This is a genomic window from Micromonospora kangleipakensis (assembly GCF_004217615.1).
GTDB lineage: Bacteria > Actinomycetota > Actinomycetes > Mycobacteriales > Micromonosporaceae > Micromonospora > Micromonospora kangleipakensis.
The window spans coordinates 605,673-631,492 of the sequence record NZ_SHLD01000001.1 but is presented as its reverse complement, the minus strand read 5'-3'; the positions used below and the strand labels follow the sequence as shown (position 1 = coordinate 631,492).

Genomic DNA, 25,820 nt, shown 5'->3' with positions numbered 1-25,820 from the left:
GTCACTCCCCGTCCGTGACGACCGCGACGACGACGTGCGGTCGGTGGTTGTCATGCCCGGTGAGGGCGGTGTGCAGGGCCTCGTGGTCCCGCCCGTCGACGGTCGCGGCGGTCCACCCGTTGACGGTGAACCGGCTGGCGGCGCCGCCCGGCCAGCCGTGGCTCGCGGAGCGATTGTCCAGCACGATCGCGGTGAGGCCGGCCAGCTCGGTCGCCCCGGCGTACGCGATCGCCTCGTGGTTGGAGCCCTCGTCCAGCTCGGCGTCGCCGAGCAGCACGTACACCCGGGGGGTGAGCCGGCCCTGGGCCCGCAGCCCGAGCGCGGTGCCCACGCCGAGGCCCAGCCCGTGGCCGAGCGAGCCGGAACCGATCTCCACCCCGGGCACCAGCAGCCGGTCCGGGTGGTCGCCGAGGCGGCTCTCCGGGCCGCCCTGGTCGTCCAGCCACGCCACGGGGATGAACCCCTTCGCGGCGAGCAGCGCGTAGTAGCCGGCGACCGCGTGCCCCTTGGAGAGCAGGAAGCGGTCCCGGTCCGGGTCGTCGACCGTCTCCGGGGTGATCCGCAGCACCCGGTCGTAGAGCACCTGGAGCACGTCCAGCGTCGAGTACACGTTGGGGCCGAACTCACGGCCGGCCCGGGTCCGGTCCAGCAACGCCCCGAGCACGGCGGGGTCGGTGGCGGTCGTCGTCGTCATGCGGCTAGCCTGCGACCTGAAGCTCACTTCAACTCAAGGTCGTGTGATGCACGAATCACTCACCATCGGGCAACTCTCCGCCCGCAGCGGGGTCGCCCCCTCGGCGCTGCGCTACTATGAGCGGCTCGGCCTGATCCGGGCCGAGCGCACCGGCGGCAACCAGCGCCGGTACGCGCGCACCGAGCTGCGCCGGGTGGCGTTCGTCCGGATCTCCCAGCAGGTCGGTGTCTCACTGGAGGAGATCCGGGCGGCGCTGGACTCGCTGCCGTCGTCGCGTACCCCGACGCCCGACGACTGGGCCACCCTCTCCCGCACCTGGCGGGACCGGCTGGACGAGAGGATCCGGCTGCTCGGCAAGCTCCGCGACGACCTGGACGGCTGCATCGGCTGCGGCTGCCTGTCACTGCAGCGCTGCACCCTCTACAACCCCGGTGACTCGCTGGGCGAGGAGGGCCCGGGCGCCCGGCTGATGCTGCCGCGCCCGGAGTCGGGCGCCGAGCCGTCCCCGGCGGGCGGGACGGGGTCCGCCGGGCCGGCCGCCCCGCCGCCCCGGGCCGGATCCGCCGTCAGCCGGTCGTGAGCAGCACCTTGCCCAGGTGGTCGCTGGTCTCCACCAGGCGGTGCGCCTCGGCCGCGTCGGCCATCGGCAGCCGGCGGTCCACGATCGGGCGGACCGCCCCGGACTCGACGAGCGGCCACACCTGCTCCCGGACCCCCCGGACGATCTCCGCCTTCTCCGCCAGCGGGCGGGAGCGCAGCGCGGTCGCCGCCACCGAGGCCCGCTTGGCCAGCAGCGCCCCCAGGTCCAGCTCGCCCTTGCGGCCGCCCTGCATGCCGATCACCACCAGCCGGCCGCCGGTGGCCAGCGCCGCCACGTTCCGGGGCAGGTAGGCGGCGCCGATGATGTCGAGGATCACGTCCGCTCCCCGGCCGTCGGTCACCCGGCGGACCTCCTCGACGAAGTCCTGCTCGCGGTAGTCGATCGGGTGCGCGGCACCCAGCTCGCGCAGCCGTTCGTGCTTGGCCGCCCGCGCGGTCACCACCACGGTCGCGCCGAGGGCCACCCCGAGCTGGATGGCGAAGGTGCCGATGCCGCTGCCGCCGCCGTGCACGAGCAGCGCCTCGCCCTTCGCGAGTCGGGCCAGCGCGACGACGTTCGACCAGACCGTGCAGGCCACCTCGGGCAGGGCCGCCGCGTCGACCAGGTCGACGCCGGCCGGGACCGGCAGCAGCTGCCCGGCCGGCACGGCCACCCGCTCGGCGTACCCGCCGCCGGCCAGCAGCGCGCAGACCTCCTGGCCCACCGTCCAGCCGGTCACCTCGGGACCGACCGCCCCGATCACCCCGGAGCACTCCAACCCCGGGTACGCGGGCGCGCCCGGCGGCGGCGGGTAGTGCCCCTGCCGCTGCAGCAGGTCCGCCCGGTTCACCGCGCTCGCCCGCACGTCGACGACCACCTCGCCGGGGCCGGGCTCCGGATCCGGCACCTCCGCCCAGACGAGTGCCTCGGGTCCGCCGGGTTCCGGGATCGTGATCGCGCGCATGGCCCAGTCTTACCCGATCCGGCCCTCCGTCCACGCCCGGGCCAGGATCTCGTCCACCGTCTGCGCCGAGCTGTCCAACCAGAGCCCGCGCGCCCGTTCACCACCATCCGGCGGAGCATCCACCCGCAGGTGCAGCGAGCGGGTAGTCGCCGGGCCAGCAGCTCGGCCACGGTGGACCTGCCGGCCACCATGATTCCGGTGATCAGCACAACCGCCGGGATCTCCCTGGACGGCACATCCCTGCAGCGAGGTGGGACGCCGGCTCGCCCGGTACGGGGTCCGTGGCAGACTAGGCACGGTCGCGTACCCCTGGCGGGACGTGTCCGGGAGGGTTCGCCTAGTGGCCGATGGCGCTGGTCTTGAAAACCGGTAAGGGCAGCGATGTCCTTCGTGGGTTCGAATCCCACACCCTCCGCCTGTGATCCCGCAAAACGCCCCCTGGCCAGCGCAGACGCCAGTCAGGGGGCGGTTGGCCGTACACCCGGCGAGGCCGAGGGTCTGGGCGGTCCTGCGCCGGCGCCTGCGCGTACCGGGTGGCCGAGCGTGACCAGCCCGAGGTCGGCGGCGTAGATGATCAGGTTGACCGGGCCGGCGTGGTTGGTTCAGGAAGTGCTGGCGGCGGCTCGTCCGTAGCCAGGACGGTCGGTCTGGTCGATGCCGTGCTTGGCCCACGAGTAGAGGTGCAGCTCGAGCCCGTCCGGGTCGTTGAAGACCAACAGCCAGCCGACGGTCGCGTCGATCACCGGCGAGTGTCTGATCCCGAGACTGTCCAGATGAGACGCCCAGGCCTCGATGTCGGCGCGGTCCTGGACGCCGAAGCTCACCGGGTCGAAGCCCCGGCAGCCCTCGGCCGCCTGCTGATTGACCCGAAGGGCGACGAGTGTCTCACCGAGACCCGGCAGCGGGCCGGCGACTCCACGGACGACGCCGTCCGGGTCGGGGAACTCAATGGTGGCCCGGAAGCCGAACACGCGCTCGTACCATGCCGCCGAACGGGCCAGATCGGTTACCGGGATCTTGATGTGGTGAATTCCAACGAGGCTGACCTGCGACATGGCGTTCCCTCCTCATATTCACCGCAGTGTGGCTGCGGCGAATAACGCTAGGATGAGCTTCATGGCTGATCCAGTCAAGAGGCCGTACCGATCCGCGGCTCGGGTCGCGGCCGCGGCCGCGACCCGGCTGCGCATCAGAGCGGCCGCCGCGAGCCTGTTCACCCGGAAGGGCTATGTGGCCACGACGATGCGCGAGGTTGCGGCCGAAGCCGGGGTCGGTGAGCGGACGCTCTATGACGCGTTCCCGAGTAAGGCTGCCCTGTTCCGGCACACCCTCGGGGTGGCCACCGTCGGCGATGAACAACCCGTCCGCGTCGCGGACCGGGCTGAGATCCGTGCCGCGCAACAGCAGCTCGATGCCCGGGCAGCCATCGGGCGGACCATCGAGTACACGGCGGCACTGCTCGACCGGGCCGGCGATCTCATCATGGTCAGCGTCGAGGCGGCGGGCGCGGATGCCGACATGCGGGCCGCCGCCGATGCCGGCGCCAGCGCCACACACCAGGTTTACCTGGCTCTCACCGAGGAGCTCGCCCGCCGCCGGGCGCTGCGTGCGGGGCTTGACGCCACCGCCGCGGCCGACATCCTCTACGCCCTCGGCTCACCGCAGGTGCATCAGCTGCTGTGCCGGCACCGCGGCTGGAGCCCTGAGCGTTACCGACGGTGGCTCGAAGACGTCGTGGCGCAGCAGCTTCTCGCATGAGGAAATCGACGGTGCCCAGCGCGAGGCCACGACGCGCTTTCGGTTCGCTCGGGCTGGAAAAGGGGGTATGAAGGGGCGCAGGAATTCGCGCACCCGGAAGGACCGTTTCGATGAGCCTGGAACGACCGATCGCCCCGGACCCGTACGAGCTGCTGCCGACCGTGTCGTCGTTCAACCTCACCAGCGACGACGTGCACAACGGCGAGCCGATGGAGGCGCGGTACGCGCACGGCAGCGCCGGCGGCGAGAACGTCTCCCCGCAGCTCGCCTGGTCGGGCTTTCCCGACGCGACGAAGAGCTTCGTGGTGACCTGCTTCGACCCGGACGCCCCCACCGGCAGCGGCTTCTGGCACTGGGTGTTGGTGGACGTCCCCGCGTCGGTGACCGAGCTGCCCACCGGCGTCAAGGAGAGCGACCTCGGCGGAGCGTTCAGCATCCGCAACGACTACGGCGACACCGGCTACGGCGGCGCCGCCCCGCCGCCCGGTGACCGCCCGCACCGCTACGTCTTCGCGGTGCACGCCGTCGACGTGGAGCGCCTCGACGTCGGCAAGGAGGCGAGCCCCGCCTTCGTCGGCTTCAACCTCGCCTTCCACACCCTGGCCCGCGCCGTCATCCGCCCCACGTACCAGATCAAGGAGTAACCCCCCTGCGGCCCCGCGATCTTGCACTTACGGCCCGGGCAGAGCGGACATGAGTCGCGGATTGCGGGCCCAAAGTGCAAGATCGCGGGCGGAGGGCGGGGCCGGGCGGGGTCAGGCGGGGACGCGGGCCACGGCGAAGACGGACTGGCCGAACGGGGGGCGGAGGCGCTGCTCGGCGGCCTTGGTCGCCGGGAGGACCAGGGTGTCGTAGACCTTGACCATGGGGCCCTCCTTCGGCATCAGCCGGAAGACCTTGGTGGCCATGAAGTAGCCGATCAGCCCGAGCGCGTTCGCGTAGTGGATCTTCTCCACCGTGAGGCCCGCCTCGGTCATGGCCGCGGCGAGGGTCTTCTTCGTGTACCGCCGGACGTGGCCGGTGGCGATGTCCGCCGGGCTCATCGCGAACTGGAACGCCGGCACGATGATCACCACGGCGCCGCCGGGCCGGACCAGGTCACGCATGCTGCGCAGCGCGCCCACGTGGTCCTCGATGTGCTCCAGCACGTTGTACGACACGGCGGCGCTGTAGTCGCCGCGCTCCGAGTGCGGCAGCAGCATCTGCCGGACCTCGATGGTCGGATGCTCGGTGAGCCGCTCCTTGAGCTGGACGAGTCGGTCCGGATCCGCCTCGGTGGCGGTGATCCGGGGCAGGTGCTCGGACCACTCCAGGGCGTAGTCGCCCAGCCCGCTGCCGATCTCGATGGGGTTGTCACCGAGGTAGGGCACCGCCAGCTCGACGAACCACCTGCGGTGGTTGACCGCCGTCGCCAAGCCTTCGAGCACCTCCGACTGGACGCGCTGATCCCCAGTGATTTCTGCCATGCGTCGATTCCTCACGATATGAACTGACCCGCGCCTGGACCGACAGAGTCAACCATCCGGATGGATGGCGTGGGAATCGGGGCACCGGGGGTGGCCGAAATGCGGTCGGGGGTGGGCACGTGATCGGCGGTCGGCGAACCCGGCACATAGTACGCCAGTACCCCGAAACATGTCACCTCCCTGCCATACCCTGACTACGCTCCGAATTGTTATGACTACTCCTCAATCGGACGGCGGCACGGTTGAAGGTGAGCCCGACCGGGGCGTACGGGACGGGCGGGGCCGGTGGATCGACGTCGCCGCCGTGCTCAGCTTCGTGCTGCTCGCCTTCTGGGTGACCGCGCGGTTCTGGGTGAACCCCGGCGACGGGGTGCGGGACAACCGCTCCGATCAGGCGCAGTTCGAGTGGATGATGGCGCACGGTGCGCGGGTGGTGACCGATTTTGCCTATCCGTTCGTCTCGGACAAGATGAATGTCCCGGACGGCGTCAATCTGATGGCTAATACGTCCGTATTATCCATTTCACTGCCAATGGCGCCCGTCACCGTCCTCTTCGGGCCGCGTACGGCCTTCCTGGTCTTTCTCACCGCCGGAATGATCGCCACCGGCGTGGCCTGGTACTTCGTCCTGTCCCGGGTGTTGATCGGGGCGCGGGGACCGGCCTGGCTCGGCGCGGGCTTCTGCGCCTTCGCGCCGGCGATGGTGTCGCACGCCAACGCCCACCCCAACATCGTCTCCCAGTTCGTGGTGCCGCTGATCGTCTGGCGGACTCTGCGGCTGGCCGAACCCGGGCGCTGGCTGCGCAACGGCGTGCTGCTCGGCCTGGTGATCGTCTGGCAGGCCTTCCTCAACCTGGAGATCCTGCTGATGACCGCGATCGGCCTCGCCGTCGTCGTCGGCGCGCTCGCGCTCGGCCGACCGGAGCTGCGGCGCGCGGTCCGGCCCTTCGCCGCCGGGCTGGGCGTGGCCGCCGCCGTCGCCGGGGCGCTGCTCGCGTACCCGCTGTACGTGCAGTTCTTCGGGCCGGGGGCGTACCAGGGGCTGTCCCGGCTGATCCGCGGCTACCGCACGGATCTCGCCTCGTTTGTGGCCTGGTCGCGCGAGTCGGTCGCGGGCGATGCCCGCGGCAGCGTCTGGTTGGCCAAGAACGCCACCGAGGAGAACGCCTTCTTCGGCTGGCCGCTGGTCGTACTGGTGATCGCGCTGGTCTGGTGGCTGCGCCGCAACGCCGTCGTGCTCGGCCTGGCCGCGCTCGGCCTGCTCTTCGCCCTCTTCTCGCTGGGCCGGGAGATCCGCTTCGATGGGCGGGACACCGGCGTGCCCGGGCCGTGGGCGCTGCTGGAGGACCTGCCGATCCTGCACTCGGTGGTGCCGACCCGCTGGTCGCTCGCGCTGACCCCGATCGTCGGGGTGCTGCTCGCGTTCGGCGCGGACCAGGCGCGGCGGCTGGCCCGACGGCACCCCGAGGCCCGCCCGCAGATCCGGCTCGTCACCGGCACCGTGCTGGCGATGGCCCTGCTGCCGATCCTGCCGACCCCGCTCCCCTCGGTACGCCTCGACCCCACGCCGGAGTTCGTCCGCTCGGGGGCCTGGCGGACGTACGTGGCCGGCGGGCACAGCGTCGTCACCCTGCCGCTGCCGGACACCACCTACGCCGACCCGTTGCGCTGGTCCGCCGAGACCCGGCTGGAGATGCCGCTCGCCCGGGGCTACTTCCTCGCGCCGGACACCCGGCCCGGGGCCGGCCGGGTCGCCCTCTTCACCGCCACGCCCCGCCCCACCAGCACCTTCTTCGCCGTGATCCGGGATACCGACGCGGTGCCGCCGATCACGCCGCAGGACCGGGTGGCCGCCGTGGACGACCTGCGGTACTGGCGGGCCGGGGCGGTGCTCCTCGACCCCCGGCAGAAGCAGTCGGGCGCGCTGCACCGGGGGATGACCGAGCTGACCGGGATCGATCCGGTGTTCACCGGCGGGGTGTGGCTCTGGGACGTCCGCCCGCTGGTCGACTGAGCGCCGGGCCGGCAGGCGGCCCGGAAGCGGGCGGGAACCGGGCTCAGGAGGGTCGGACGCAGCAGCCCTGGCAGATCTTCGGCCGGGGCAGCGTGAAGGCCAGGCAGCAGGTCCGCCGCTGGACGGTCGGCTCGCCGGCCGGGCCGGGCACCAACTCCACCAGGTCGGCCAGGTCGAGCGCGTCGAGCAGCGTCTCGATGCTCCGGGTGGACGATCCGGGCAGCGTGTCGGCGGCCCGCAGGATGCCGTGCGCGATGCCGGAGGCGACCGAGCCGAGCAGCGTACGGGTCCCGATCCGGACCTCGGCCTGGATGGCCGCGATCATCGGGGCGAGGTGCGCGTCGAGCAGCGAGGCGCGCAGCGCGCCGAGCAGCTCGGCCTCGTCGGCGACGACCCGGACCTCCGGCGCGCCGGTCAGCGCCAGCGGGTCGCCCGGCAGCACCGCGACCGTGGTCGAGCGGCGCAGGCCCAGGGTGAGCAGCGGGCGGTGGTCCTCGAAGTGGATCAGCACGTCGGCCGGGTCGAGCAGCGGCACCCGCCGGGCGGAGGCCCAGCCGAGCACCGCCGGCAGCGCTGTCCAGTAGCTGTACGACTTCCAGGCCAGCGCGGCGCAGGCGTGCGGGGTGCCGCCCCAGCGCACCGTCGCGGCGTGCAGGAACTCGGGCAGCAGCGTCCCGTCGACCAGCCGGGTCGCCGGGGCCCAGCGCGCCTTGTCGGAGGTGACCAGCAGGCCGGGCGCGAGCCCGGGCAGGTCGTCCGTGCCGAACATGGCGCGGAGGGTCGCGGTCACCGGTGCGAGCGGCGCGGCGACGTCCCGCCTCGGCATCACCGCTGTCACCTGACGCGTCCCCTGTCTGGTCGCCCCGCCGGTCGGTATGGGTAGGCCCATCTGAGCTAAGGCTAGCCTAACCACAGGCTTCGGGCCGGGGGAAGCGGGGCCAAGGGGCTGATGGAGAGGTCCCGGTCACTCCGCCGACCGGTCGCCGCGTGCCGGCGTACTACCCGCGGGGCGGGGGCGGAAACGCCCGGAAACGCCGCCGAGCTGGTCGAGAGGCGGCGCAAGCATCGACGTGCATGGCTGAATTGTCAAGGTGAGTGTCGAATACGAGCCAGTTTCTGTGCACGTTCGGCCACTGAGCGTGAAACTGGTACTCCCGGTCACGAGGAAGCCGATGACGACCTCCCCCATCGAACGGGCCGCCGACTCGTTCGCAGCCGAACTCGCCCGGCACCGCACCGACCGGGGGCTGTCCAAGAAACAGCTCGCCACCCTGATGGGCTTCGACCCGTCCTACGTCAGCCACGTCGAGGGCCGCCGGCACCGCCCGACCGAGGACTTCGCCCGCCGGGCCGAGGCCGTCCTGGAGGCCAGCGGCGCGATCTGGCAGCGCTTCCGGGAGTACGACGAGCTGCGGCACGCCCGCTCCGGCGGGGGGCGCCGCGAGCCGCCCGTCCCGGGCCAGTGGCTGCCCCCCGGCACCGGCCTGGTGGTCGAGCGGGAGTTGGCCACCCTGAGCCACACCGACGACGGCTACCGCTGCGTGATCCGCCGGGAGCTCTACAACGCCGGCACCGAGCCGGTCACCCGTTACCTGGTCCGCGTCGCCGTCGACCGCTACCCCAACGACCCGGGCCGCTCCAACCGGCACCACCGCGAACACCCGCTCACCTTCGCCGAGCTGCAACTGCGGGCGTACCGGGACGACGGCGGCGGGCAGCCCGAGCCGATGCACTGGCGGGCCAAGCACGACCGGGACGCGTTCAAGGAGATCTGGCTGCTCTTCGAGAACACCCAGGGCCGCTTCCCGCTCTACCCCGGCGACCGGGTCACCATCGAGTACGCGTACCGGGTGGGACGGGAGAAGTGGGGGCCCTGGTTCCAGCGGGCGGTCCGCCTCCCCACCCGGCACCTGGCCGTCCGGCTGGACCTCCCCGTGGAGCTGGACCCGCAGGTCTGGGGGGTGGAGACCTCCCTCTCCTCTGAGGAGGGGCCGCTGCGTACCCAGATCCAGCGGCACGACCGGGGCGGCCGGGCGCTCTTCGACTGGTCCACCGACGACCCGCCCCTCAACGCCCGCTACCGGCTGCAGTGGCGCTTCCGCAACCAGCCCCCGGACGCCGAGCCGGACGGCCCGGCGACCGGCGTGCGGGTCCGGGCCAGCGACCGGATGCGCGGCATCGGCATCCTGCAGCGCGGCGACGACCTGCTCCGCCAGCCCGCCCGCCAGTTCGACCTGCCCCGCCAGGAACGCACCGCCCGGGACGTGGTCGACCGGCTCTGCGCCACCCTGGCCCGCCTCGACGAACTGCACCCGTTCAGCAAGGGGGTCGGCATCGCCGCCCCGCAGCTCGGGCTCGGCTGGGCCGCCGCCGTGGTCCGCCCGCCCGACCGGGCGGCCGAGCCGGTCGTCCTGCTCAACCCCCGGATCGTCGACTCGGCCCCGGACACCGACGAGCAGTACGAGGGCTGCCTCTCCTTCTTCGACCACCGCGGCCTGGTGCCCCGACCGCTGCGGATCGACGTGGAGCACGCCCAGTGGGACGGCAGCCGGATCATCACGTCGTTCGAGTACGCGATGGCGCGCCTGGTCGCGCACGAGATCGACCACCTGGAGGGGTGGCTCTACGTCGACCGGATGGCGCCCGGGGTGCCCGTGGTGCCGGTCGAGGAGTACCGGGAGTCGGGCACCCCCTGGCGCTACTGACCGCCCCGGTACGCGGGCCGGTTGCCGGCCCGGCCCGCGCACCGGCGGACGGGGGCCGGGTCGCGTGCCCCAGCGGGGAGGGGCACGCGACCCGGCTCGGGGGGAGGAACGCCTACAGGTTGCCGAAGGTGTCGTACCGGATGTGCTCCGGCGGGACCTCGTCGGCGGCGAGCGCGCGCAGGGTGGCCCGGACCATCGGGGCCGAGCCGGAGACATAGCAGTCGTGCGTCGTCCAGGGCCCGTACCGGGTGACCACGTCGGAGATGTCGCCCAGCTCGCCGTCGAAGTTCAGGTCCTCGCTGCACGCGGGCGTCACCGACAGCCACGGGTGCGCGCTCACCAGGTCCTCCAGGCCGGCGAGGCCGTAGAGCTCCTCCGGCCGGCGGGCGCCGTAGAAGACGTGCACCCAGCGGGTCCGGTTGAAGCTGATCAGCTCCTCCACCAGCGCCTTGATCGGGGCCAGCCCGACCCCGCCGGCGACGCAGAGAATGTCCCGGGCCGACGAGCGGTCCAGCGTCATCGAGCCCATCGGGGCGGCCACCCGGAGCAGGTCGCCCGGCTTCGTCCGGCGGACCAGCGCTCCGGACAGCCAGCCGGCCGCGCCACCGGGCGTACGCACGTGGAACTCCAGCACGTTGTCGTCGTTCGGGGCGTTCGCCACCGAGTACGTCCGCCACACCCGCGGGTGGTACCGGGGGGCCTCGACGCTGACGTACTGGCCGGCCTTCCAGGGCAGTGGGTGCTGGAGGGCGCGGACGGTCAGCACGGCCGTGTCCGGGCCGTGCCGCTCGTGGGTGAGCACCTCGGCGTGCCAGAACGGCGGGTTCTCGTCCGCCTCCGCCCCGGCCAGCATCTTCTCGCAGATGCTCGCGTACGCCTCCCGCCAGGCCTGGTCGTACTCGAGGTTCCAGCCGTCGCCGGCGGTGCTGCGCAGCGCGTCCAGCAGGGCGACGCCCATGGTCTCGTAGTGGGTGGCCTCGACGTGGTACTTGCGGTGGTCCCGGCCCAGCGCGCGCAGGTACTCGTCGAAGCTCTCCGGGTCGCCGACCGTCTGGGTGGCGGTGACGATCGCCTCCAGGATCCGGTTGCCCTGCCCGCTCATCTGGACCGGGAAGAGCTTGCGCAGCTCGGGGTCGAGCAGGAAGAGCCGGGCGTAGAAGTGGGCGCTCAGCCGTTCCCGGTCCTCCTCGACCAGGGTCCAGCTCTCCTTCAGCAGCCGCGCGAAGTTCTCCACGGGGGCACGCTCCTTCTCCTGACGGCGGATCGGGCCCCCATAGAATCTCCACGGAGCGTGCTCACCGGTCGCACACGATGTGCGACCGCCGCACTCCGCCCGGCCGAGGTGTCGAGCGGCCCCGCCGTGCGGCACAGTGGTCCGGTGACGGTTGACGAACTCACCCGCCCGGTGTCCCGCCGGACCCTGAGCACCGAGACGCTGCTGGTGCTCGGGCTCTCCCTCGGGCAGTCCGCGGTCTACGCCGTGGTGTCGCTGGCCGCCAAGCTGACCGCCGCGGGCCCGCTGTCGAAGCAGACCGCGTCGCTGAACAACTCCCAGTCGGCCCGGCCCTACCTCGACCTGACGTACCAGCTCGTCGGGATCTTCTTCGCGCTGCTGCCGGTGCTGCTCGCCGTACACCTGCTGGCCCGCGACCCGGGCGACCCGGCGCGGACGCTCGGGGTGGACCTGCGGCGACCCGGGTTCGACCTGGGCTGGGGTGCCGGCCTGGCGGCGCTGATCGGCCTGCCCGGGCTGGCGCTGTTCTGGGCGGCGGCGCAGCTCGGCGTCAACGCCACCCTGGTCCCGGCCGCGCTGCCGCACCTGTGGTGGGCGGTGCCGGTGCTGATCCTCGCCGCCGTGCAGAACGCGGTGCTGGAGGAGGTGATCGTGGTCGGCTACCTGGTCAACCGGCTCTGGCAGTTCCGGTGGCGGCTCGGCGCGGTGGTCGCGACGAGCGCGGTGCTGCGCGGCTCGTACCACCTCTACCAGGGCTTCGGCGCGTTCCTCGGCAACGCGGTGATGGGCGTCGTCTTCAGCCTCTTCTTCCTGCGTACCCGTCGGGTGGCGCCGCTGATCGTGGCGCACACCCTGCTCGACGTGGTCGCCTTCGTCGGCTACGCGCTGCTGCCGAAATCGTGGTTCGGCTGGCTCTGACCCGCGCCGGCCGGGCCGGCCGCGGCATCCCCCGCTCTCCAGGACGAATCAAGCCCCGACCTGGCGCACCGCGCGACGATCACCGCCCCGGCACCCGCGGCCCGCGGTAGGTGGCGATCGCGCGGGCGGCCAGCCGCTCGGCGGCCGCCGCATCCCCCGCCGCCGCGGCGAGCATCGCCGCCCCCGGCAGCAGCCGCGACGCCAGCCGCAGGCCCAGCCAGCCGCCGGCCTGCGCGGCCAGCGGCGTCGCCAGCCGCCAGGCCGCCTCCGCGGCCCGCGGCCAGGGCCGATCCCCCGGCCCGTCGGCCGCCCGGGCCGCGTCCAGCGCCAGGCGGGCGGTGCCGGCGTCCGGGTGGACCTGGGTGAGCACCAGCAGCTCCGCCGCCCGGTCCGGATGGGCCGGGTCGCGGTCGTACGCCGCCGCCAGGTGCAGCACCAGGTTGGCCTGCGTCCAGAGCACCGCCGCCAGCTCGGCCACCGGCGCGAAGAGCCCGGCCCCCGCCGCGACCGCGCCGCCGGTCCCGGCCAGCCGGACGAACCGCCGGGTGGCCAGCCGGGCCAGCCCGTCCGCGTCCGCATCCGGGTACGTGCCGCGCAGCCGCCCGGCCCACTCGCGGGCGCGCGGCCCGAGCGCCTCGACGGCCGCCAGGGCCAGCAGCTCCGGCGCGAACGCCGGGCGGTCGAGGACGCGCGAGGTGATCACCCGCCACTCCACCCCGGCGGTACGCCCCGACGCCGGCTCCGCCGCGTCGACCGCCCGTACGGCGACCGTGGCCGGACCCGGCTGGCTGGGAATCTCGACTGCCGCCTTCTTCGCGGGGGCGGCCTTCCTGGGCGTCGCGGCCCGCGTGACCGCCTTCCGCGGCGCGGTGGCCTGCCCCGTCGGGGCGGCCTCGGTGTGTCCACCGCCACCGGCATCGTCGCCGACCTTCGGCGGTGCCGCCTCGGCACGCTGCCGCGCCGCCGGGCTCGCCTTCTCCCCCGGAACCGCCTTCTTCGCCGGGCTCGCCTTCTTCCCCGGAACCGCCTTCTTCGCCGGGCTCGCCTTCTTCGCCGGGCTCGCCTTCTTCGCCGGGGCGCGGCGCGTGGGCTTCGGGGCTTCCTCGTCCGTCGCCGACTCCAGCCGGGCCGGATCCGCCCCGGGGCCGACCGGTTCTGCCCGTTGCTCGGTCGGGACGGCTCGCGGACCGGCCCCGGGCGTCCGGGCGGCCTTCGTTGCGGCCTCCGTCCCTGTGCCTGCCAGGGCAGGGGTCGGGGTGGCCTTGGCCGCGACGCCTTCGGCGGCAGGGGTGGCATCGGTCACTGGGCCTTCAGGGGCAGGAGGCGGGGTGGCCCCGGTTGCGGGGCGAGGCCGGGGCGCGGCGGTACCGGTGGGGCGGGTGTGGCCCTCCGTCCCCGAGGCGTCGCCGGCCGAGCGGCCCGGGGCGCGGGAAACCGCCTGATCGGGGTCGGGCGGCTGGAACAGCACGGCCGGCGCGGCCTTGGCCCGCCGCGCCCGGGACTGCGGCCCGCTCTCCGCCTCCGGTTGGCGGGCCGGCGGGGCGGGCGGCTCGGGCGTCGGCGGCGCGGCGAAGGTCGGCTTCGGGGAGCGGCTCCGCCGGGCGCCGGCGGCGGGCTCGCGGCGGGGCGGATCGCTCGGCGGCTGCTCCTGCATATCGATGGAGCGTAGACCCGAGGGTGACCTCGCACACGTGGGAAACGCTGGGTCGGGGCGCCGCCTTGGTAGTCGCTTTGCCCGGGGTGGGTACGGACCTGTATCCTCGGGCGCGGTGGTCTGCGGGCCACCAGGGAGACTTCGCCTAGTCTGGTCTATGGCGCCGCACTGCTAATGCGGTTGGGGTCTTAAAGCCCCTCCCGGGTTCGAATCCCGGAGTCTCCGCGCGGAAGCCGGGTGTGTAGACTGGCCGAGCAGCAAGCGCCCGTAGCTCAATGGATAGAGCATCTGACTACGGATCAGAAGGTTAGGGGTTCGAGTCCCTTCGGGCGCACAGCAGTTGAACAGGGAAAATGCCCTTCTGGTCATCGACAACCGTCGACCAGGGGGGCTTTTTTCGCGCGCCCATGGGCGCGCGCTCGCACGCTGGCGCTGCTTGATCGTGACGGTCAGTCGCGGAAGAAGCTAGCCCGAACGTTGACGCCTGTGGCCACTGGCTCGCGATCGCCACCCTGACCGCCGTCATTGTCGGCGCCGCTGTCGACCCTGGCCCGGTGCCTCAACCCGCCCACCCCCGCGCAGGCGCGTTGCCGTCTTCGCGGCACTCAGGCCGCTGACATCGGCCAGGGGTGCGGATTGCTGGGAGTGACTTCGTAGGTCAAGCAGCGAGTTGGTAGCGGGCCTGGTGGTTGCGCTGGTGCTCTTGGCCCAGATGGTAGGTCCAGTAGCGGTCGAAGTCGCCGTTGGCGAGCAGTGCGCGGAGTTTCAGGACGGCTTCGGCGCCGGCGCTCCGCCCGGCTGTCGACGCGTTCGTCCGACAAATTCGCTACCCGGCGGCCGGAGCGCAGTGATACACAACCGAGGTGCAAAACATTTTGGAGTTCCCCGAGGTCCTGCGGCTGATCGAAGACCGCTCGGCCGCGTTCCGCGCCGCGATCGCGTCCGCCCCCGACCTTGACGTCCAGGTCCCGACCTGCCCGGACTGGACGCTGCGCGAACTGGCGCAGCACCTCGGCGACGGCCGCCGCCGCCAGGCCGCCATCGTCGCGGCGGGCCCGGGCGCTGAGCCCCCGGCGAGGACGGACCCGAAGGGCGCCCCGACCGCGCCCCGCGACCGCGAAGCCCTGGACGCCTGGCTCGCCGAGTCGACCGAGCTCATGCTCGACGCGATGCGCGAGGCCGGCCCGGACCGCGGCTGCTGGACCTGGTGGGGCCGCTCGCAGGCCCCGGAGACCAGCGGAGCCGTGGCCCGGCACCAGATCCAGGAGATCGCCGTCCACACCTACGACGCCCAGCTCACCCTGGGGGCCGCACAGCCGCTGCCGACGGACGTCGCGGTCGAGGGCGTCGACGAGTTCCTGACGACCGTCTCGGCGACGACCGTCCCCTGGCCGTTCAAGCCGGCGACCATCGACCTGCACACGACCGAGGGCCGCTCCTGGCGCCTGACTCTCAACGCCGACGGCGTCCGCTGCGACGACCTCGCCGCCGACGCGGAGCCGGGCGACATGGCAATGCGAGGCGCAGCGAGCGAACTGGTCCTCTACTTCTACGAGCGCGTCCCGCTCGACGGCCTGGAGACCACCGGCGACACCGAGCCGATGGAGCAGCTCGCAGACTGGGACCCGAACGCGTAAAGCGCGCACTTGTGACGCATCTGTCGGTTGTGCGTGCGCTCCTGCGGGCGCCACTGGGCCCGGGGTTAGCGTAGGGCCTCGCGGCCGATGCGGATCACCCGGCCGTGCACCTTGCGCAGGTAGGCGAGCAGTTTGCGGATGGACCAGCGGGTGAAGGGCTGGCTGAGCTTGGTCGGGCGGGTGGTGGCCGTCTGGACGACGAAGTCCTCGTCGTCAGGGCTGAGCAGGCGGGGACGGCCTCCCGCCCACCGAGGGTCCAGGCAGGCCGGGCCGATCTGGTTGAACCGGTGGATCACGTCCCGCACCGTGTCCTCGTCGGCCTGCACCAACTGGGCGATCACTGGAACTCGGTTGCCGTCGGCCGAGGCCAGCAGCATCATCGCCCGTCGATAGCGCACTGTGTTGGTGCTGCCCCGGCGCACGATCCGTTGTAACTGCTGGCCCTCCTGGTCGGTCAGCCTCCTGATCTTGACCAGCTCCGCCACCACGCCCCCAAACCCGTCGGATGTCCGTCTCATCCAACCGGTTCCGGCCCCGCCGCCGCCAACCCGGTAAACGTTCCCGGTCAGAGCACTAGAGGCCGGAGTCCAGGCCATCGCGAGGCTTCGCGACGCCGAGGCTCGTACCGCGTTGGTTCAGGGGCGGATCGGCTTCTACTTGGAGATGCTCGACCGACGTGGCCAACAACCGCCCATCCAGGACCGCACGGCTGAGATTGAGGCCGAGATCGCCGAGATCGAGGCAAGGCTGGAGGAGAACGGTAACCCCGACCTCCTCTCATCCTTCATGGCGCGCATCGGTCAGAACTTGTGGGAGAAGGCTCAACGCCTTGGAATCGAGCACTCGGCGTGGCCGATCCGCTTGGACTTGAGGCGTCTGACGGTCGTCGCTGACACCCGCAACGGAGCGGTCCCACTGCACGGGATGGGTAGCGGCGAGAACTATGTCGGGTACCACGTTGCGACCTTCCTGACGTTGCATGAGTGGTTCGCGACGGAGGACCGGCCGGTACCCAGGATTCTGATCATGGACCAGCCGTCGCAAGTCTGGTTTCCCTCCGACTACGCCGGCGACGGTTCGCACGTGCTGCCCGATGACGATCGGGAGGCGCTCGTCCGTACCTATCAAGTGGTCATGGAGACCATTGCGCGTCCCGACGTAGACCTCCAAGTCATCGTCATGGAGCACGCGGATCTTGAGGAGCAATGGTTCAGCGACGCGGTCAGGTATCGGTGGCGCGCTGACGGCGAGGCGTTGATACCCGCGGACTGGATCGAGGAGGACTAGCGGCGCCATCCGAGTTCGCGCCAAGCGCAGTCTTCATGGTGCATTCAGCCTCGGTGAGCGCTCCGAGGGTTCCCGTAGACACGGGAGCGTCGGCGTACGGACGCAGTCGCCACGAGGCTGCACCGTGCACGTCGCTTCCAGGACCCTGGCTCGGCGCCACCCGGCGCACCATCGGGGGCAACGGCTCCCACCAGCGCCGAGAACGCCCGGTAGAACCGGGTCCGCGAGCGCAGATGCCGTGCAGTGGCCAGTGTGCTCCGCCAGCCACGCTGACGGGCGGCAGCGAGTTTGTCCTGGTAGTTAGCGGCAGGCAGCTGAAGAATGAGACGGGAGCGGGCCGGACGATTCCCGGAGGGGACCATGAGACTGAGTCCTGAAGAGCAATGGGCGTTGAACGCGCGGCTGACCGACTTGATCGACCAGGGCGAGGTAAAGGTGGAGTACGAGCCTCGCCCGGTGAGGAACACGTACGTGTGGAGCTGAGCGAGGGCGAGCTCACATGGCTTTTCGAGGAGGCCCAGCGCCGCAGCCTCAACCCGTCGGCGGTGATCCGAGACCTGATGAGTCAGGCGCGCCGAGCGGCAGGTAGCTCGCCAGCAGATCAAGAAGCGGGCGACCGACCGGGACCACAGGATTGATCCGCGATTAACAGTGCGGCTGCGTGCGGGGCCTCCTGGTGGAGACGGCAGCCCGGAGGTGACCTACGTGTTCGTGCGGCAAGTGTCTGCGCGAGACGGCAGAGCGAGTCGTGGCCCCCACCAATGCTCGACCAGCGGCAGTCCAGACGATGCCTCCGCAGATCGATACATCCACATCAGGCCGCGCGCCCATGGGCGCGCGCTGCGGGCAGGAAACGCGCTCAAGCGTCACGTTCCGTCGACACTGCTACATACCGAATCTGGACAAACCTGCATAACTGCAGGTCGCGAGCACCCTCTCCTCCCGACTACGGATCAGAAGGTTAGGGGTTCGAGTCCCTTCGGGCGCACTTCACGATCAAGGCCGTGACCAGCAGAAGTGCAGGGTCACGGCCTTGATTCGTTCTGCTGTTCGGGACGAGTCTTCCCGGATCTTGGAACGTGGTGCTCCGATGGTGCTCCTACGTTCGAAGCCCCTGACGGGCGCCACGTGTCGCGGTGTTCCGCTGCATGGGTGCACCGCGCTCGGTCTCTGGGTGGACAGGCGCACCCACCCTCAGGCAGCGCGCCATCTGGTCGTGTCGTTGGACGCCCCGGTAAGGGCCGAGCTGCGCGAGGCGGGGAGCTGACGCGACGCTTGATCTAGCCGGTCGAGCCTCACCGGGTCGAGCCGCCCATGCGGGCCGACCCGCCCCACTGGTACCAGCAGACCGAAATCCTCTGGATCGGAAACCTGCTCACGAGAGGGCAGGCGTATCGCGCGAACGGCGGCAGGCATGCGTGAGCATCTACCCATCCGCCCATATGGCTGTGTCGCGTCTGCACGCAGCCCTGGCCGTGCGGGGAGGCTCGGCTGAGACTCTCTGCGGAGTACGTGAACGATCAAGTAGCGCTGAGCGTCTACCTGGCGTCAATGCTCGGCGAGGCCGCCGACGACCTGCGCAAGCTCAATCCCGAGCCTGGGTCAGATCACGTGCTCCTGTTCGGAAGGTCCCTTGGCTGGACGAGGCAGGAAAGGATCCAGGCCAGGCGGGCGAATAGGAGTGCGTCATGCGCTGCACGCCCCTTCTCGGTGCGATCGGCCCTGGACTGTGACCTACTGCTTCGCGTTGTCGCCCTCAGCCTGCTCGCTTAGCCGCTGCCGCTTGAGGTCCACGCGCCATCGCTGGTGCTCCTGCAACACCGAACCCAAGCCAAGCAGGGCAACGCAGACGATGAAGCAGGCGAAGGCCACCAAGGCAAGGACTAATGAGCGCCCGCCATTGCCGGCAAGCAGCAGTATCAGCCCGCCGACGCCGGAAGTGACCATGAGGGCTGCCAGGCCTCGGTTTTCCGGCGGATCTACCTGCATGCCGAGGTCTCCTCACTCGTGGTCGGCTCATACTGTCGGCCGCCAACGAGCGACGCAAGAAGCAATGTCTGCTCCGGTGGCGATGCCAGCCGACGCGCTGACCTTGACGACCACTGGTGACTACAACCAGGGTCATGTCGGTCCGCATCTAGTCCGCAAGAGGACGACGGGCGATGGGGTAGCGGTGTGAGATGTCGAGAGCCGTTGCGCGGGCAAAAGAACCCGGTCAAGGAAATCGTACGGATCAGAAGGTTAGGGGTTCGGGTCCCTTCGGGCGCACAAGATCAAGAGGCGTCTGACTTGCCGAAACGGAGGTCAGACGCCTCTTACTCTTCGTCCTCTATGGACGCGACGGCGCTCGAGTGGTGCTCGTACGACGAGCGTGCCCTATGTCCTGGCTCTTCCGCATCGGTCCATGCGAGTACGGCCTAGGCGCCTCTGGGCGCTGCTTGTCGCCAGTCACGGGCTACGTCGGATTGATCTTGGTCGTCAGGGCGCCGGGTTACCCGCAGCCGGACAGCGACCGTGGCAGCGTGAAGTGCTACCGCGACCAGCGCGGCTCACATACCTCGGAGTGCTGCGCCCGACCACCGTTCGAATGCAACTCGGGCGTGTCTCGCCTCACCCCCGCAACCGGTGTCAGCCCTGGTGCGTCTTTGAAAGACGATGGGTGTGCGGGGACCACGGCTGTGAGGACATCATGCGAGCTAGCCAGTACCAGCTGATCCGGCGTGGCGGCGACCGGCCCGGTGGGCGAAGCCGCGTCTTCGCGGCCGGGGTGCTCGCCGTCGCGCTGGCATTGACCTCCGCCTGCACCAGCGGCGACAAGGACAAGCCGTCGTCGTGGCAGGGCGCCGAGGACAAGCCGTCGTCGTGGCAGGGCGGCGGGGAAAACCCGGCCCCGAAGGCGGCCGCGACCATCAGCGAGCCAGCGGCCGACGCGAAGAACGTGCCGGCCTCTACCGGCATCACCTTCACCGCCAAGGACGCCGTCGAGACTGCCGTCGAGCTGAAGGACTCGGCTGGCAAGGCCGTCGAGGGCAAGCTCGCCGCGAACGGCAAGAGCTGGCTGCCGGTGGGGGTCCTAAAGTACGGCGAGACGTACACGGCCAGCGTGACCGCGACCGGTGACGACGGCCTTCCAGCCACGGTGACCAGCACGTTCACCACCATGGCCAAGCCCGGCAAGCAGGTGCGGGTGAGCAGCTTCCTCGGCGACGGCCAGGTGGTCGGCGTCGGCATGCCACTGATCGTCAAGTTCAGCCGGGCCGTACCGGAGGGCTACCGCGACGACGTCCAGCGGCGGATGACGGTGACCTCGGTGCCCGCCCAGGAGGGCATCTGGCACTGGGTCAGCCCCACCGAGATCCGCTTCCGGCCGAAGCAGTTCTGGAAGGCCAACAGCAAGGTCTCGTACCGTGTCCAGGCCGGTGGCCTGCCGATGGGCGACGGCTGGTACGGCCGCGCCGACCTCGCCGTCGACATCAAGGTCGGCCCGTCGTTGATCATGACGGTCGACAACAAAACCAAGCGGATGACGGTCACCAAGAACGGCGCGGTGGTCAAGACCATCCCGGTCAGCCTCGGCAAGAAGAGCACCCCCTCGTCGAGCGGCACCATGGTGGTGATCCAGAAGCTTCGCAAGACGGTCTTCGACACCATGGAGGAGCTCGGTCCGGAGGAGGGGTACCGCACGAAGATCGACTACGCCCAGCGGCTCACCTGGGGCGGGGAGTTCATTCACGCCGCCCTCTGGTCCGAGGGACAGCAGGGCAGGGTCAACGTCTCGCACGGCTGCGTGAACGTCTCGATGGCCAACGGCGCGTGGCTGTTCAGCAACACCCGCATCGGCGACCCGATCACCGTCAAGGGCACGGAGCGCAAGCTCCAGAACGGCAACGGCTGGACCGACTGGGACATGAGCTGGGACGCGTATGTCAAGGGCAGCGCTCTGCCGTACGAGCCGCCCGCCGCGCCCGCCACGCACTCGACGCCGGATTCGGACGTCACGCCCAGCACCGACCCGACCGCCTGAGCCGCCGAGCGGCGCGCAGGAGCACGCTCTGTCGAGGTACCACGTCCGGTGGTATGGAGCGACCTTGCTGTTCCTCGCCTTCGACGTGGAAATGCTGTTCATGTACTCGTGGGCGGTGGTCGTGGCTGAGCTCGGGGCCACGGCGATCGCTTGAGATGTTCGTGTTTCTCGGCGGAGTCTTTGTGGTGGTGCTGTGGGCCTGGTGGCAGGGTAGATCGAGAGGCATGAAGGGCTTGGCCGGGTGCGCGGTTCACGAGGCCCGGCGAGCGCCCCTGGGGCCGGCCTGGTCCGAGGGGAAACTGACGGCCCCGGGGCCGGTGCCCCGAGGTCCGGTCGAGAACGGCTCCACCCCGGACGATGCCGAGGGCCCCGGCTCCTCTGCTCAGCGAGTGGGGCTGCTCCCCCCGCCCAACCGCTCGGCGGCGGCGGGACCGCGGTCCTCGAACTCGTACGTGGTAGTCAGGCCCTCGGGCAGGTCGGGGACCAGGGCGTTGGTGCCGTCGACCACCTGGACGTAACGCTTCCCCTGGAAGATCGAGTAGCTCCCGTCGGCGACCTGCTCGATCCGGTAGAGCTGCGTCGGCGCGGCCGGGTCGCACTCCCGGCCGCGGACGCTGCCCGGGGCGGCGTCGTGCACGACGGTCATGCAGACCTGGCTTGCGCCGCGCGGCGTGGCCAGCATGATCCGGAATCTGTCCCCCTTGGGCTGTAGGACCCACAGCGCCCGGTCGTCGATGCCCCGCTCGGTGGTGGCCCGCACCCGGTCGTTGTCACGGCCGATCGCCAACGCGGCCCCGCCCATGCCGGGCACCACGATCAGGACCTGCCGCCGGCCGCCGAGGATCTCCTGCGGTCCCGCCGACGCGGTCACGGACGGGACGACCGACGGCGGCACCCGACCGGCTGGGCCAACACTCCGGTCCGGCGTCTCGACGTGGTCCCGCGCCTGTAGCAGGGTGGTGCCGGCGGTCACGACCAGCACGGCCAGCGCCGCGCCGGTGACGGTCGCCCGGCGCCGCCGGCGCTGGTCGCTGCGGCGGCGCAATGTCTGCGCTGCGGGCAGCGTCGTGACGTGCCGGACCCTGTCGGCGATGGCCGTGAGGTCGTCGTGCGGATCAGCCATGGGAGGCCCCCTCCTGGTGCGCCTCGGTCAGCATTCCGGCCATCGCTCTTCGACCGCGGGCGAGGTACGCCTTGACGGTCCCGATGGGCGCCTGCATCTCGGCTGCCACCTCGGCGACGCTGAGATCGTTCAGGTGGTGCAGCACGACGGCGCGGCGCTGGTTGGCGCTCAGCCGCTGCAGCGCCTGCAGCAGGGCGACGTGGTCCTCGCTGAGTCCGGGCACGCTCTGGTCGACGGCGGCCCGGTGGTGTGCGCGCATCCGGTTGATCGTCTTGCGCCAGCTGCTGACCGCGATCCGGGAGGCGACCCGGCGGACCCACGCCTCCGGGCTGTCCGCCTCCCGTACAGTCCGCCAGCGCTGCCAGGCCCGCATGAACGCCTCGGCGACGGCGTCCTCCGCCTCGCCGCGGTTACCGGTCAGCGCAAAGACGTGACCCACGACCCGTCCCGCACAGGCCGCATAGAAGGCGTCGAACTCCTCGGCGTCACGCATCTGACCTGTGCCCCCCGAAGCCTCGTCCCGCGGTCACCGCGAAATGCAACATGGCAGGAGCACTCGGTTGCACCGGCACGGCTCAGGATTGTGGCCGCTGTCACACCCCGGAAGATCAATCCGTCTACCGGGCCAGGCGTCATCGTGCCGTCCGGGAGAGACCCGTGGCGGAGAGGACGATGTGCGACGACGGCAACGACGCGCCCTGACAGCCGGAGTGCTCGCGACCGCGCTGGCCGCGGGGGGCCTCACGGCTTCCCCGGAGCAGCACGCATCAGCAACGCGCCGCGCCCCACAGCCGGGTGCCCGGCTGGTCCATGTGACCGTCGATGACGCCCTGCTGCCACTCGTGGAAGCGGGTCGGGTGTGATCGGAGCGATTCAACTGCCCTCGGTGAACAGTGCGGCGAACCGGTCCAGGTACAGCGGCCAACCCTCGTCGTGGGCGACGCCGTCACTGACGGCCTCCCAGCCGGGACCGTGCCGGTCGAGATGGCGGTGCTCCAGCTCCACCCGGGTCCGCCGCGGGGTCTCGGCGACGAACCGGACCTCGACCTCGCTGGTGTTGTCCGGGTCGGTCTCGACCTGCCACCGCGGGCTGATGTCCCAACTGAACACGACCCGGTCCGGCGGGTCGTAGGCCAGGACGCGCGCCCAGCGGCACTCGCTGCCGTCGACACCCCGGTCGTAGATGTGACCGCCGACCTTCGGCTCAAATACGGTCTCGGCGATCGCCACACCGAGCAGGTTGTGCTCCGGCGGCTTGAAATCACCGAACCGCTGCGTGAACACGGTGAAGGCCCGCTCGATCGGCGCCTCGACCACGATCTGCCGACGCACCACCACGGCTGTCTGAGTCATGAGCTCTCCTCGGTCGGTTGTTCCACGACGTCCTGGTAGCCGACCAGCGCTCGATTCCAGAACATCTCAAGCTGGTCCCGCAACGCAGCCACCCCCGCAGGGTTCAGCCGGTAGACCCGACGGGTCCCGGCAGCCGTGTCGGTGACCAGCCCAGCGGCCTTCAGCACCTTCAAGTGCTGCGACACCGCTGGCCGGCTGATCGGCAACTCATCGGCAAGCTCGCCGACAGCCCGCGGGCGCTCGGCCAAGCACGCGACGATCGCGCGCCTGCTCGGATCCCCCAAAGCGTCCCAGCCATCACCGGCTTGGTAAGTAGCCACGAACGGAAAGCTACAACTTACGGATGCGTCAAGTCAAGGCCTTCAAACCGCCGTTTGCTCGCCACAAGCGTGAGCGCTGGTACTGGGAGAACCCTCGGGTCCGCTTACGAGCCATCCAGAAGGCTGGCGAGCGAGGCAGCGACCACCGCCGGTAGCTCCTCGCCGGACGAGGGGCTCGCTGAGCCACCTTCCGGTGCCCTCGGGGTCGACACGCCAACGGGTTAGCTTCGGCTCGGTGACCCATACCGTGTCGGGCGTGTTCTGGTCCCAAGCCGCAAGTACACCGACGCCACCGATCATGGCGGGCCGAGGAGGCGGCAGGACGACGGCGCCGGTCGCCACCTCCACCACCTGGTACTGCCAGTCCCCGCTGGCGTTGTCAGGAGCGGCCTTGGACACTTCGAGGCGGAATTTTCCGGACGGAGCCAGCGACGGGCGTCCGCAATTTGTTTCGATTGTTTCCGCGCTTTGAGAATTGCAACCGGGCGCTGGCGGCGGCACGCCGCCCCCACGGGAGAGGCACTCTCCCGTACGGTGCGCTGATGCGTCACCCAGTACTCCTGACCCTGCTCCTGCCGCCGCTGCTCGTCGCCGGCTGCACGTCCGACCCGGCGGGCCCGGCGGGTGCCCCCTCGTCCCCCTCGGCCAGCCCGAGCCCGACCGTGCCGGCGGTCGACTACACCGCCTGGCGGGCCGGTAACTCGACCCCGGTGGCCGACCCGCTCTACCCGGCCCGGGGCACCGCAGCGCTGGACGTGCTGCACTACGGCCTGGCCCTCGAGTGGGCACCGCCGACGAAGACCCTCACCGGCACCGCCACCCTGCGGATCCGACCCACCAAGGACGCGCCCAGCCTGGTCCTCGACTTCATGCCGTACCAGGTGGACGGGGTGACGCTGGACGGCACGTCGGTCACCGGCACGGTGGCGAAGGAAAAGCTGACCGTCGCCGCCCCGGTCACCGCCGACAAGCCGGTCACCCTGGTGGTGAAGTACCACGGCAGCCCGAAGACCACCCCGATGCCGTCGCACCGGAAGGACGTCGAGGCCCTGGGGCTGACCGTCACCAAGGAGGGCGGCCTCTGGACGATGCAGGAGCCGTTCGGGGCGTTCACCTGGTACCCGGCGAACGACATGCCGTCCGACGAGGCGCTCTACGACATCGAGGTCACGGTGCCGCCGGGTTGGTCCGCGATCGCCAGCGGCACCCCCGCCGCGCAGTCCGGCACCACCTTCACCTACCGCAGCACCGACCCGGTGGCCAGCTACCTCACCACGCTGGCGGTCGGGAAGTATCAGAAGCTGACCGCGAAGGGGCCGCGGGGCATCCCGCTGACCTACTGGTACCGGAAGGGCACCGACGACAAGCTGCTGCCGTACCTGAAGAAGTCCCCGCAGTACATCGCCTGGCTGGAGAAGCGGTTCGGGCCGTACCCGTTCCCGACCGGCGGAGTCGTGGTGGTGGATTCGGAGTCCGGCATGGAGACCCAGCAGATGATCACCATGGGTCGGAAGATCGAGAACACCAAGGCCCGGCGGGACCGCTGGGGCACCGACCTGCTCCACGAGTACGCCCACCAGTGGTTCGGGGACTCCGTCACGCCGACCACCTGGACCGACCTGTGGCTCAACGAGGGCTTCGCCACCTACGCCCAGGACCTCTACACCCAGGACGTCCTCAACCTCAGCGAGGCCAGCCTGGACCGGTACGTGCGCCAGGCCGACGCCAAGCTGCGGGCGAAGCTCGGCCCGCCCGGCAAGCCGAACCCGAAGAACTTCGCCGAGGGGAACGTCTACCTCTGCCCGGAGGCGATGCTCCGGGAGCTGCACAACCATCTGGGCGACAAGAAGTTCTTCGCGCTCGCCACCGCCTGGGTGCAGGAGCAGAAGAACACCCAGCAGGACCGCGCCTCGTTCATCGCCTTCGTGAACAAGCAGACCGGCCGGGACTTCACCAAGCTGATCAACACCTGGCTCGACTCGAAGACCACCCCGAAGTCCACCGCGACCTGAGCCGACCGCGGCGGCGCCGGCACCGTGCCGGCGCCGCCGTACGGTCCCGAACGTCGGCCGCCCCCGGACGCCGGAGC

General features: G+C 71.0%; 22 protein-coding genes, 3 tRNA genes and 2 pseudogenes. 14 read left to right on the top strand and 13 right to left on the bottom strand.

What is annotated here, in order from left to right; genetic code table 11:
- Nucleotide 1: 1 nt before the first annotated feature.
- On the bottom strand, nucleotides 2–694 hold the full coding sequence (locus tag EV384_RS03085) for a transketolase (protein WP_130329926.1): 693 nt from the start codon (nucleotides 692–694) through the stop codon (nucleotides 2–4).
- 46 nt (nucleotides 695–740) lie between these two features.
- On the opposite strand from EV384_RS03085, the pseudogene soxR reads away from it, so the two are divergent.
- Nucleotides 741–1,175, top strand: a pseudogene (soxR, locus tag EV384_RS03080) (redox-sensitive transcriptional activator SoxR); the annotation flags it as partial.
- Between the two features lie 85 nt (nucleotides 1,176–1,260).
- On the opposite strand, the gene EV384_RS03075 reads toward soxR, so the two are convergent.
- Nucleotides 1,261–2,238 (bottom strand): NAD(P)H-quinone oxidoreductase, encoded by a 978-nt coding sequence (locus tag EV384_RS03075; protein WP_130329922.1) that lies wholly within the window; start codon nucleotides 2,236–2,238, stop codon nucleotides 1,261–1,263.
- Nucleotides 2,239–2,564: 326 nt separating this feature from the next.
- Here EV384_RS03075 and EV384_RS03060 point away from each other — a divergent pair.
- Nucleotides 2,565–2,653, top strand: a tRNA-Ser gene (locus tag EV384_RS03060).
- 187 nt (nucleotides 2,654–2,840) lie between these two features.
- Here the strand turns inward: EV384_RS03060 and EV384_RS03055 are convergent.
- Entirely contained in the window at nucleotides 2,841–3,293 is a 453-nt protein-coding gene (locus EV384_RS03055) for a VOC family protein (protein ID WP_130329920.1), read from the bottom strand.
- Between the two features lie 61 nt (nucleotides 3,294–3,354).
- On the opposite strand from EV384_RS03055, the gene EV384_RS03050 reads away from it, so the two are divergent.
- Together EV384_RS03050 and EV384_RS03045 are read left to right on the top strand one after the other, a co-directional pair.
- Entirely contained in the window at nucleotides 3,355–3,996 is a 642-nt protein-coding gene (locus EV384_RS03050) for a TetR/AcrR family transcriptional regulator (RefSeq protein WP_165439862.1), read from the top strand.
- A 110-nt stretch (nucleotides 3,997–4,106) separates the two neighbouring features.
- The gene (locus tag EV384_RS03045) at nucleotides 4,107–4,640 is read left to right on the top strand and encodes a YbhB/YbcL family Raf kinase inhibitor-like protein (protein ID WP_130329916.1); all 534 of its coding nucleotides are present in this window, start codon (nucleotides 4,107–4,109) and stop codon (nucleotides 4,638–4,640) included.
- Between the two features lie 111 nt (nucleotides 4,641–4,751).
- On the opposite strand, the gene EV384_RS03040 is transcribed toward EV384_RS03045, so the two are convergent.
- Nucleotides 4,752–5,462, bottom strand: a complete 711-nt coding sequence (locus tag EV384_RS03040) for a class I SAM-dependent methyltransferase (RefSeq protein ID WP_130329912.1) — start codon at nucleotides 5,460–5,462, stop codon at nucleotides 4,752–4,754.
- Nucleotides 5,463–5,673: 211 nt separating this feature from the next.
- On the opposite strand from EV384_RS03040, the gene EV384_RS03035 reads away from it, so the two are divergent.
- Nucleotides 5,674–7,476 carry a DUF6311 domain-containing protein gene (locus tag EV384_RS03035; RefSeq protein ID WP_242623917.1) on the top strand — a complete coding sequence of 601 codons (1,803 nt, stop codon included), beginning with the start codon at nucleotides 5,674–5,676 and terminating at the stop codon, nucleotides 7,474–7,476.
- 43 nt (nucleotides 7,477–7,519) lie between these two features.
- Here the strand turns inward: EV384_RS03035 and EV384_RS03030 are convergent, their stop codons facing one another.
- Nucleotides 7,520–8,302, bottom strand: a complete 783-nt coding sequence (locus EV384_RS03030; RefSeq protein ID WP_130329910.1) for a ferric iron reductase — start codon at nucleotides 8,300–8,302, stop codon at nucleotides 7,520–7,522.
- Nucleotides 8,303–8,648: 346 nt separating this feature from the next.
- Here EV384_RS03030 and EV384_RS03025 point away from each other — a divergent pair, with 346 nt between their 5' ends.
- Nucleotides 8,649–10,181: a peptide deformylase gene (locus tag EV384_RS03025; RefSeq protein WP_130329908.1), complete on the top strand. Its 1,533-nt coding sequence runs from the start codon at nucleotides 8,649–8,651 to the stop codon at nucleotides 10,179–10,181.
- Between the two features lie 112 nt (nucleotides 10,182–10,293).
- Here EV384_RS03025 and EV384_RS03020 read toward each other — a convergent pair whose 3' ends face one another.
- Entirely contained in the window at nucleotides 10,294–11,415 is a 1,122-nt protein-coding gene (locus EV384_RS03020; protein WP_130329906.1) for a globin domain-containing protein, read from the bottom strand.
- A gap of 144 nt (nucleotides 11,416–11,559) precedes the next feature.
- Here EV384_RS03020 and EV384_RS03015 point away from each other — a divergent pair, with 144 nt between their 5' ends.
- Nucleotides 11,560–12,333: a CPBP family intramembrane glutamic endopeptidase gene (locus tag EV384_RS03015; protein WP_130329904.1), complete on the top strand. Its 774-nt coding sequence runs from the start codon at nucleotides 11,560–11,562 to the stop codon at nucleotides 12,331–12,333.
- 79 nt (nucleotides 12,334–12,412) lie between these two features.
- Here the strand turns inward: EV384_RS03015 and EV384_RS35730 are convergent, their stop codons facing one another.
- The gene (locus EV384_RS35730) at nucleotides 12,413–13,987 is read right to left on the bottom strand and encodes a hypothetical protein (protein ID WP_242623916.1); all 1,575 of its coding nucleotides are present in this window, start codon (nucleotides 13,985–13,987) and stop codon (nucleotides 12,413–12,415) included.
- Nucleotides 13,988–14,121: 134 nt separating this feature from the next.
- On the opposite strand from EV384_RS35730, the gene EV384_RS03005 reads away from it, so the two are divergent.
- From EV384_RS03005 to EV384_RS02995, 3 genes are all read left to right on the top strand, one after another.
- Nucleotides 14,122–14,212: transfer RNA gene (locus tag EV384_RS03005), tRNA-Ser, on the top strand.
- Nucleotides 14,213–14,248: 36 nt separating this feature from the next.
- Nucleotides 14,249–14,321 (top strand) — tRNA-Arg (locus tag EV384_RS03000).
- A gap of 529 nt (nucleotides 14,322–14,850) precedes the next feature.
- Nucleotides 14,851–15,624 carry a maleylpyruvate isomerase family mycothiol-dependent enzyme gene (locus tag EV384_RS02995; protein ID WP_130329902.1) on the top strand — a complete coding sequence of 258 codons (774 nt, stop codon included), beginning with the start codon at nucleotides 14,851–14,853 and terminating at the stop codon, nucleotides 15,622–15,624.
- A gap of 65 nt (nucleotides 15,625–15,689) precedes the next feature.
- Here EV384_RS02995 and EV384_RS02990 read toward each other — a convergent pair whose 3' ends face one another.
- On the bottom strand, nucleotides 15,690–16,142 hold the full coding sequence (locus EV384_RS02990; protein ID WP_207232223.1) for a helix-turn-helix domain-containing protein: 453 nt from the start codon (nucleotides 16,140–16,142) through the stop codon (nucleotides 15,690–15,692).
- Between the two features lie 145 nt (nucleotides 16,143–16,287).
- Between EV384_RS02990 and EV384_RS02985 the strand changes: the two genes are divergently transcribed.
- On the top strand, nucleotides 16,288–16,911 hold the full coding sequence (locus EV384_RS02985) for a DUF3732 domain-containing protein (RefSeq protein ID WP_242624427.1): 624 nt from the start codon (nucleotides 16,288–16,290) through the stop codon (nucleotides 16,909–16,911).
- A 1,734-nt stretch (nucleotides 16,912–18,645) separates the two neighbouring features.
- On the opposite strand, the gene EV384_RS02975 is transcribed toward EV384_RS02985, so the two are convergent.
- Nucleotides 18,646–18,900 carry a hypothetical protein gene (locus EV384_RS02975; RefSeq protein ID WP_130329898.1) on the bottom strand — a complete coding sequence of 85 codons (255 nt, stop codon included), beginning with the start codon at nucleotides 18,898–18,900 and terminating at the stop codon, nucleotides 18,646–18,648.
- Nucleotides 18,901–19,600: 700 nt separating this feature from the next.
- Between EV384_RS02975 and EV384_RS02970 the strand changes: the two genes are divergently transcribed.
- Together EV384_RS02970 and EV384_RS35725 are read left to right on the top strand one after the other, a co-directional pair.
- On the top strand, nucleotides 19,601–20,935 hold the full coding sequence (locus EV384_RS02970; protein ID WP_130329896.1) for a L,D-transpeptidase: 1,335 nt from the start codon (nucleotides 19,601–19,603) through the stop codon (nucleotides 20,933–20,935).
- Between the two features lie 16 nt (nucleotides 20,936–20,951).
- A pseudogene (locus EV384_RS35725) lies at nucleotides 20,952–21,156 on the top strand (NADH-quinone oxidoreductase subunit A); the annotation flags it as partial.
- A 161-nt stretch (nucleotides 21,157–21,317) separates the two neighbouring features.
- Here EV384_RS35725 and EV384_RS35720 read toward each other — a convergent pair.
- The 4 genes from EV384_RS35720 to EV384_RS02950 all read right to left on the bottom strand — a co-directional run bounded on the left by EV384_RS35720 (nucleotide 21,318) and on the right by EV384_RS02950 (nucleotide 23,731).
- Nucleotides 21,318–22,058, bottom strand: coding sequence for an SAM-dependent methyltransferase (locus tag EV384_RS35720; protein WP_242623915.1), 741 nt, complete (start codon nucleotides 22,056–22,058; stop codon nucleotides 21,318–21,320).
- Nucleotides 22,051–22,551, bottom strand: coding sequence for a SigE family RNA polymerase sigma factor (locus tag EV384_RS02960; protein ID WP_130329894.1), 501 nt, complete (start codon nucleotides 22,549–22,551; stop codon nucleotides 22,051–22,053). The genes EV384_RS35720 and EV384_RS02960 overlap by 8 nt, the downstream gene beginning before the upstream one ends.
- Before the next feature lie 380 nt (nucleotides 22,552–22,931).
- A complete protein-coding gene (locus tag EV384_RS02955; protein WP_130329892.1) occupies nucleotides 22,932–23,411 on the bottom strand; it encodes an SRPBCC family protein in 480 nt (159 codons plus the stop codon).
- Nucleotides 23,408–23,731, bottom strand: a complete 324-nt coding sequence (locus EV384_RS02950) for an ArsR/SmtB family transcription factor (protein WP_207232222.1) — start codon at nucleotides 23,729–23,731, stop codon at nucleotides 23,408–23,410. The genes EV384_RS02955 and EV384_RS02950 overlap by 4 nt, the downstream gene beginning before the upstream one ends.
- A gap of 542 nt (nucleotides 23,732–24,273) precedes the next feature.
- Between EV384_RS02950 and EV384_RS02945 the strand changes: the two genes are divergently transcribed.
- Nucleotides 24,274–25,743, top strand: coding sequence for a M1 family metallopeptidase (locus tag EV384_RS02945; RefSeq protein WP_130329890.1), 1,470 nt, complete (start codon nucleotides 24,274–24,276; stop codon nucleotides 25,741–25,743).
- Nucleotides 25,744–25,820: the final 77 nt, after the last annotated feature.

What these genes read in the sequence shown, in the direction of transcription:
- EV384_RS03085 (WP_130329926.1), bottom strand. Translation starts at nt 694, where the DNA reads ATGACGACGACGACCGCCACCGACCCCGCCGTGCTCGGGGCGTTGCTG.
- EV384_RS03075 (WP_130329922.1), bottom strand. Translation starts at nt 2,238, where the DNA reads ATGCGCGCGATCACGATCCCGGAACCCGGCGGACCCGAGGCACTCGTC.
- EV384_RS03055 (WP_130329920.1), bottom strand. Translation starts at nt 3,293, where the DNA reads ATGTCGCAGGTCAGCCTCGTTGGAATTCACCACATCAAGATCCCGGTA.
- EV384_RS03050 (WP_165439862.1), top strand. Translation starts at nt 3,355, where the DNA reads ATGGCTGATCCAGTCAAGAGGCCGTACCGATCCGCGGCTCGGGTCGCG.
- EV384_RS03045 (WP_130329916.1), top strand. Translation starts at nt 4,107, where the DNA reads ATGAGCCTGGAACGACCGATCGCCCCGGACCCGTACGAGCTGCTGCCG.
- EV384_RS03040 (WP_130329912.1), bottom strand. Translation starts at nt 5,462, where the DNA reads ATGGCAGAAATCACTGGGGATCAGCGCGTCCAGTCGGAGGTGCTCGAA.
- EV384_RS03035 (WP_242623917.1), top strand. Translation starts at nt 5,674, where the DNA reads ATGACTACTCCTCAATCGGACGGCGGCACGGTTGAAGGTGAGCCCGAC.
- EV384_RS03030 (WP_130329910.1), bottom strand. Translation starts at nt 8,302, where the DNA reads ATGCCGAGGCGGGACGTCGCCGCGCCGCTCGCACCGGTGACCGCGACC.
- EV384_RS03025 (WP_130329908.1), top strand. Translation starts at nt 8,649, where the DNA reads ATGACGACCTCCCCCATCGAACGGGCCGCCGACTCGTTCGCAGCCGAA.
- EV384_RS35730 (WP_242623916.1), bottom strand. Translation starts at nt 13,987, where the DNA reads ATGCAGGAGCAGCCGCCGAGCGATCCGCCCCGCCGCGAGCCCGCCGCC.
- EV384_RS02990 (WP_207232223.1), bottom strand. Translation starts at nt 16,142, where the DNA reads ATGAGACGGACATCCGACGGGTTTGGGGGCGTGGTGGCGGAGCTGGTC.
- EV384_RS02985 (WP_242624427.1), top strand. Translation starts at nt 16,288, where the DNA reads ATGCTCGACCGACGTGGCCAACAACCGCCCATCCAGGACCGCACGGCT.
- EV384_RS02975 (WP_130329898.1), bottom strand. Translation starts at nt 18,900, where the DNA reads ATGCAGGTAGATCCGCCGGAAAACCGAGGCCTGGCAGCCCTCATGGTC.
- EV384_RS02970 (WP_130329896.1), top strand. Translation starts at nt 19,601, where the DNA reads ATGCGAGCTAGCCAGTACCAGCTGATCCGGCGTGGCGGCGACCGGCCC.
- EV384_RS35720 (WP_242623915.1), bottom strand. Translation starts at nt 22,058, where the DNA reads ATGGCTGATCCGCACGACGACCTCACGGCCATCGCCGACAGGGTCCGG.
- EV384_RS02960 (WP_130329894.1), bottom strand. Translation starts at nt 22,551, where the DNA reads ATGCGTGACGCCGAGGAGTTCGACGCCTTCTATGCGGCCTGTGCGGGA.
- EV384_RS02955 (WP_130329892.1), bottom strand. Translation starts at nt 23,411, where the DNA reads ATGACTCAGACAGCCGTGGTGGTGCGTCGGCAGATCGTGGTCGAGGCG.
- EV384_RS02945 (WP_130329890.1), top strand. Translation starts at nt 24,274, where the DNA reads ATGCGTCACCCAGTACTCCTGACCCTGCTCCTGCCGCCGCTGCTCGTC.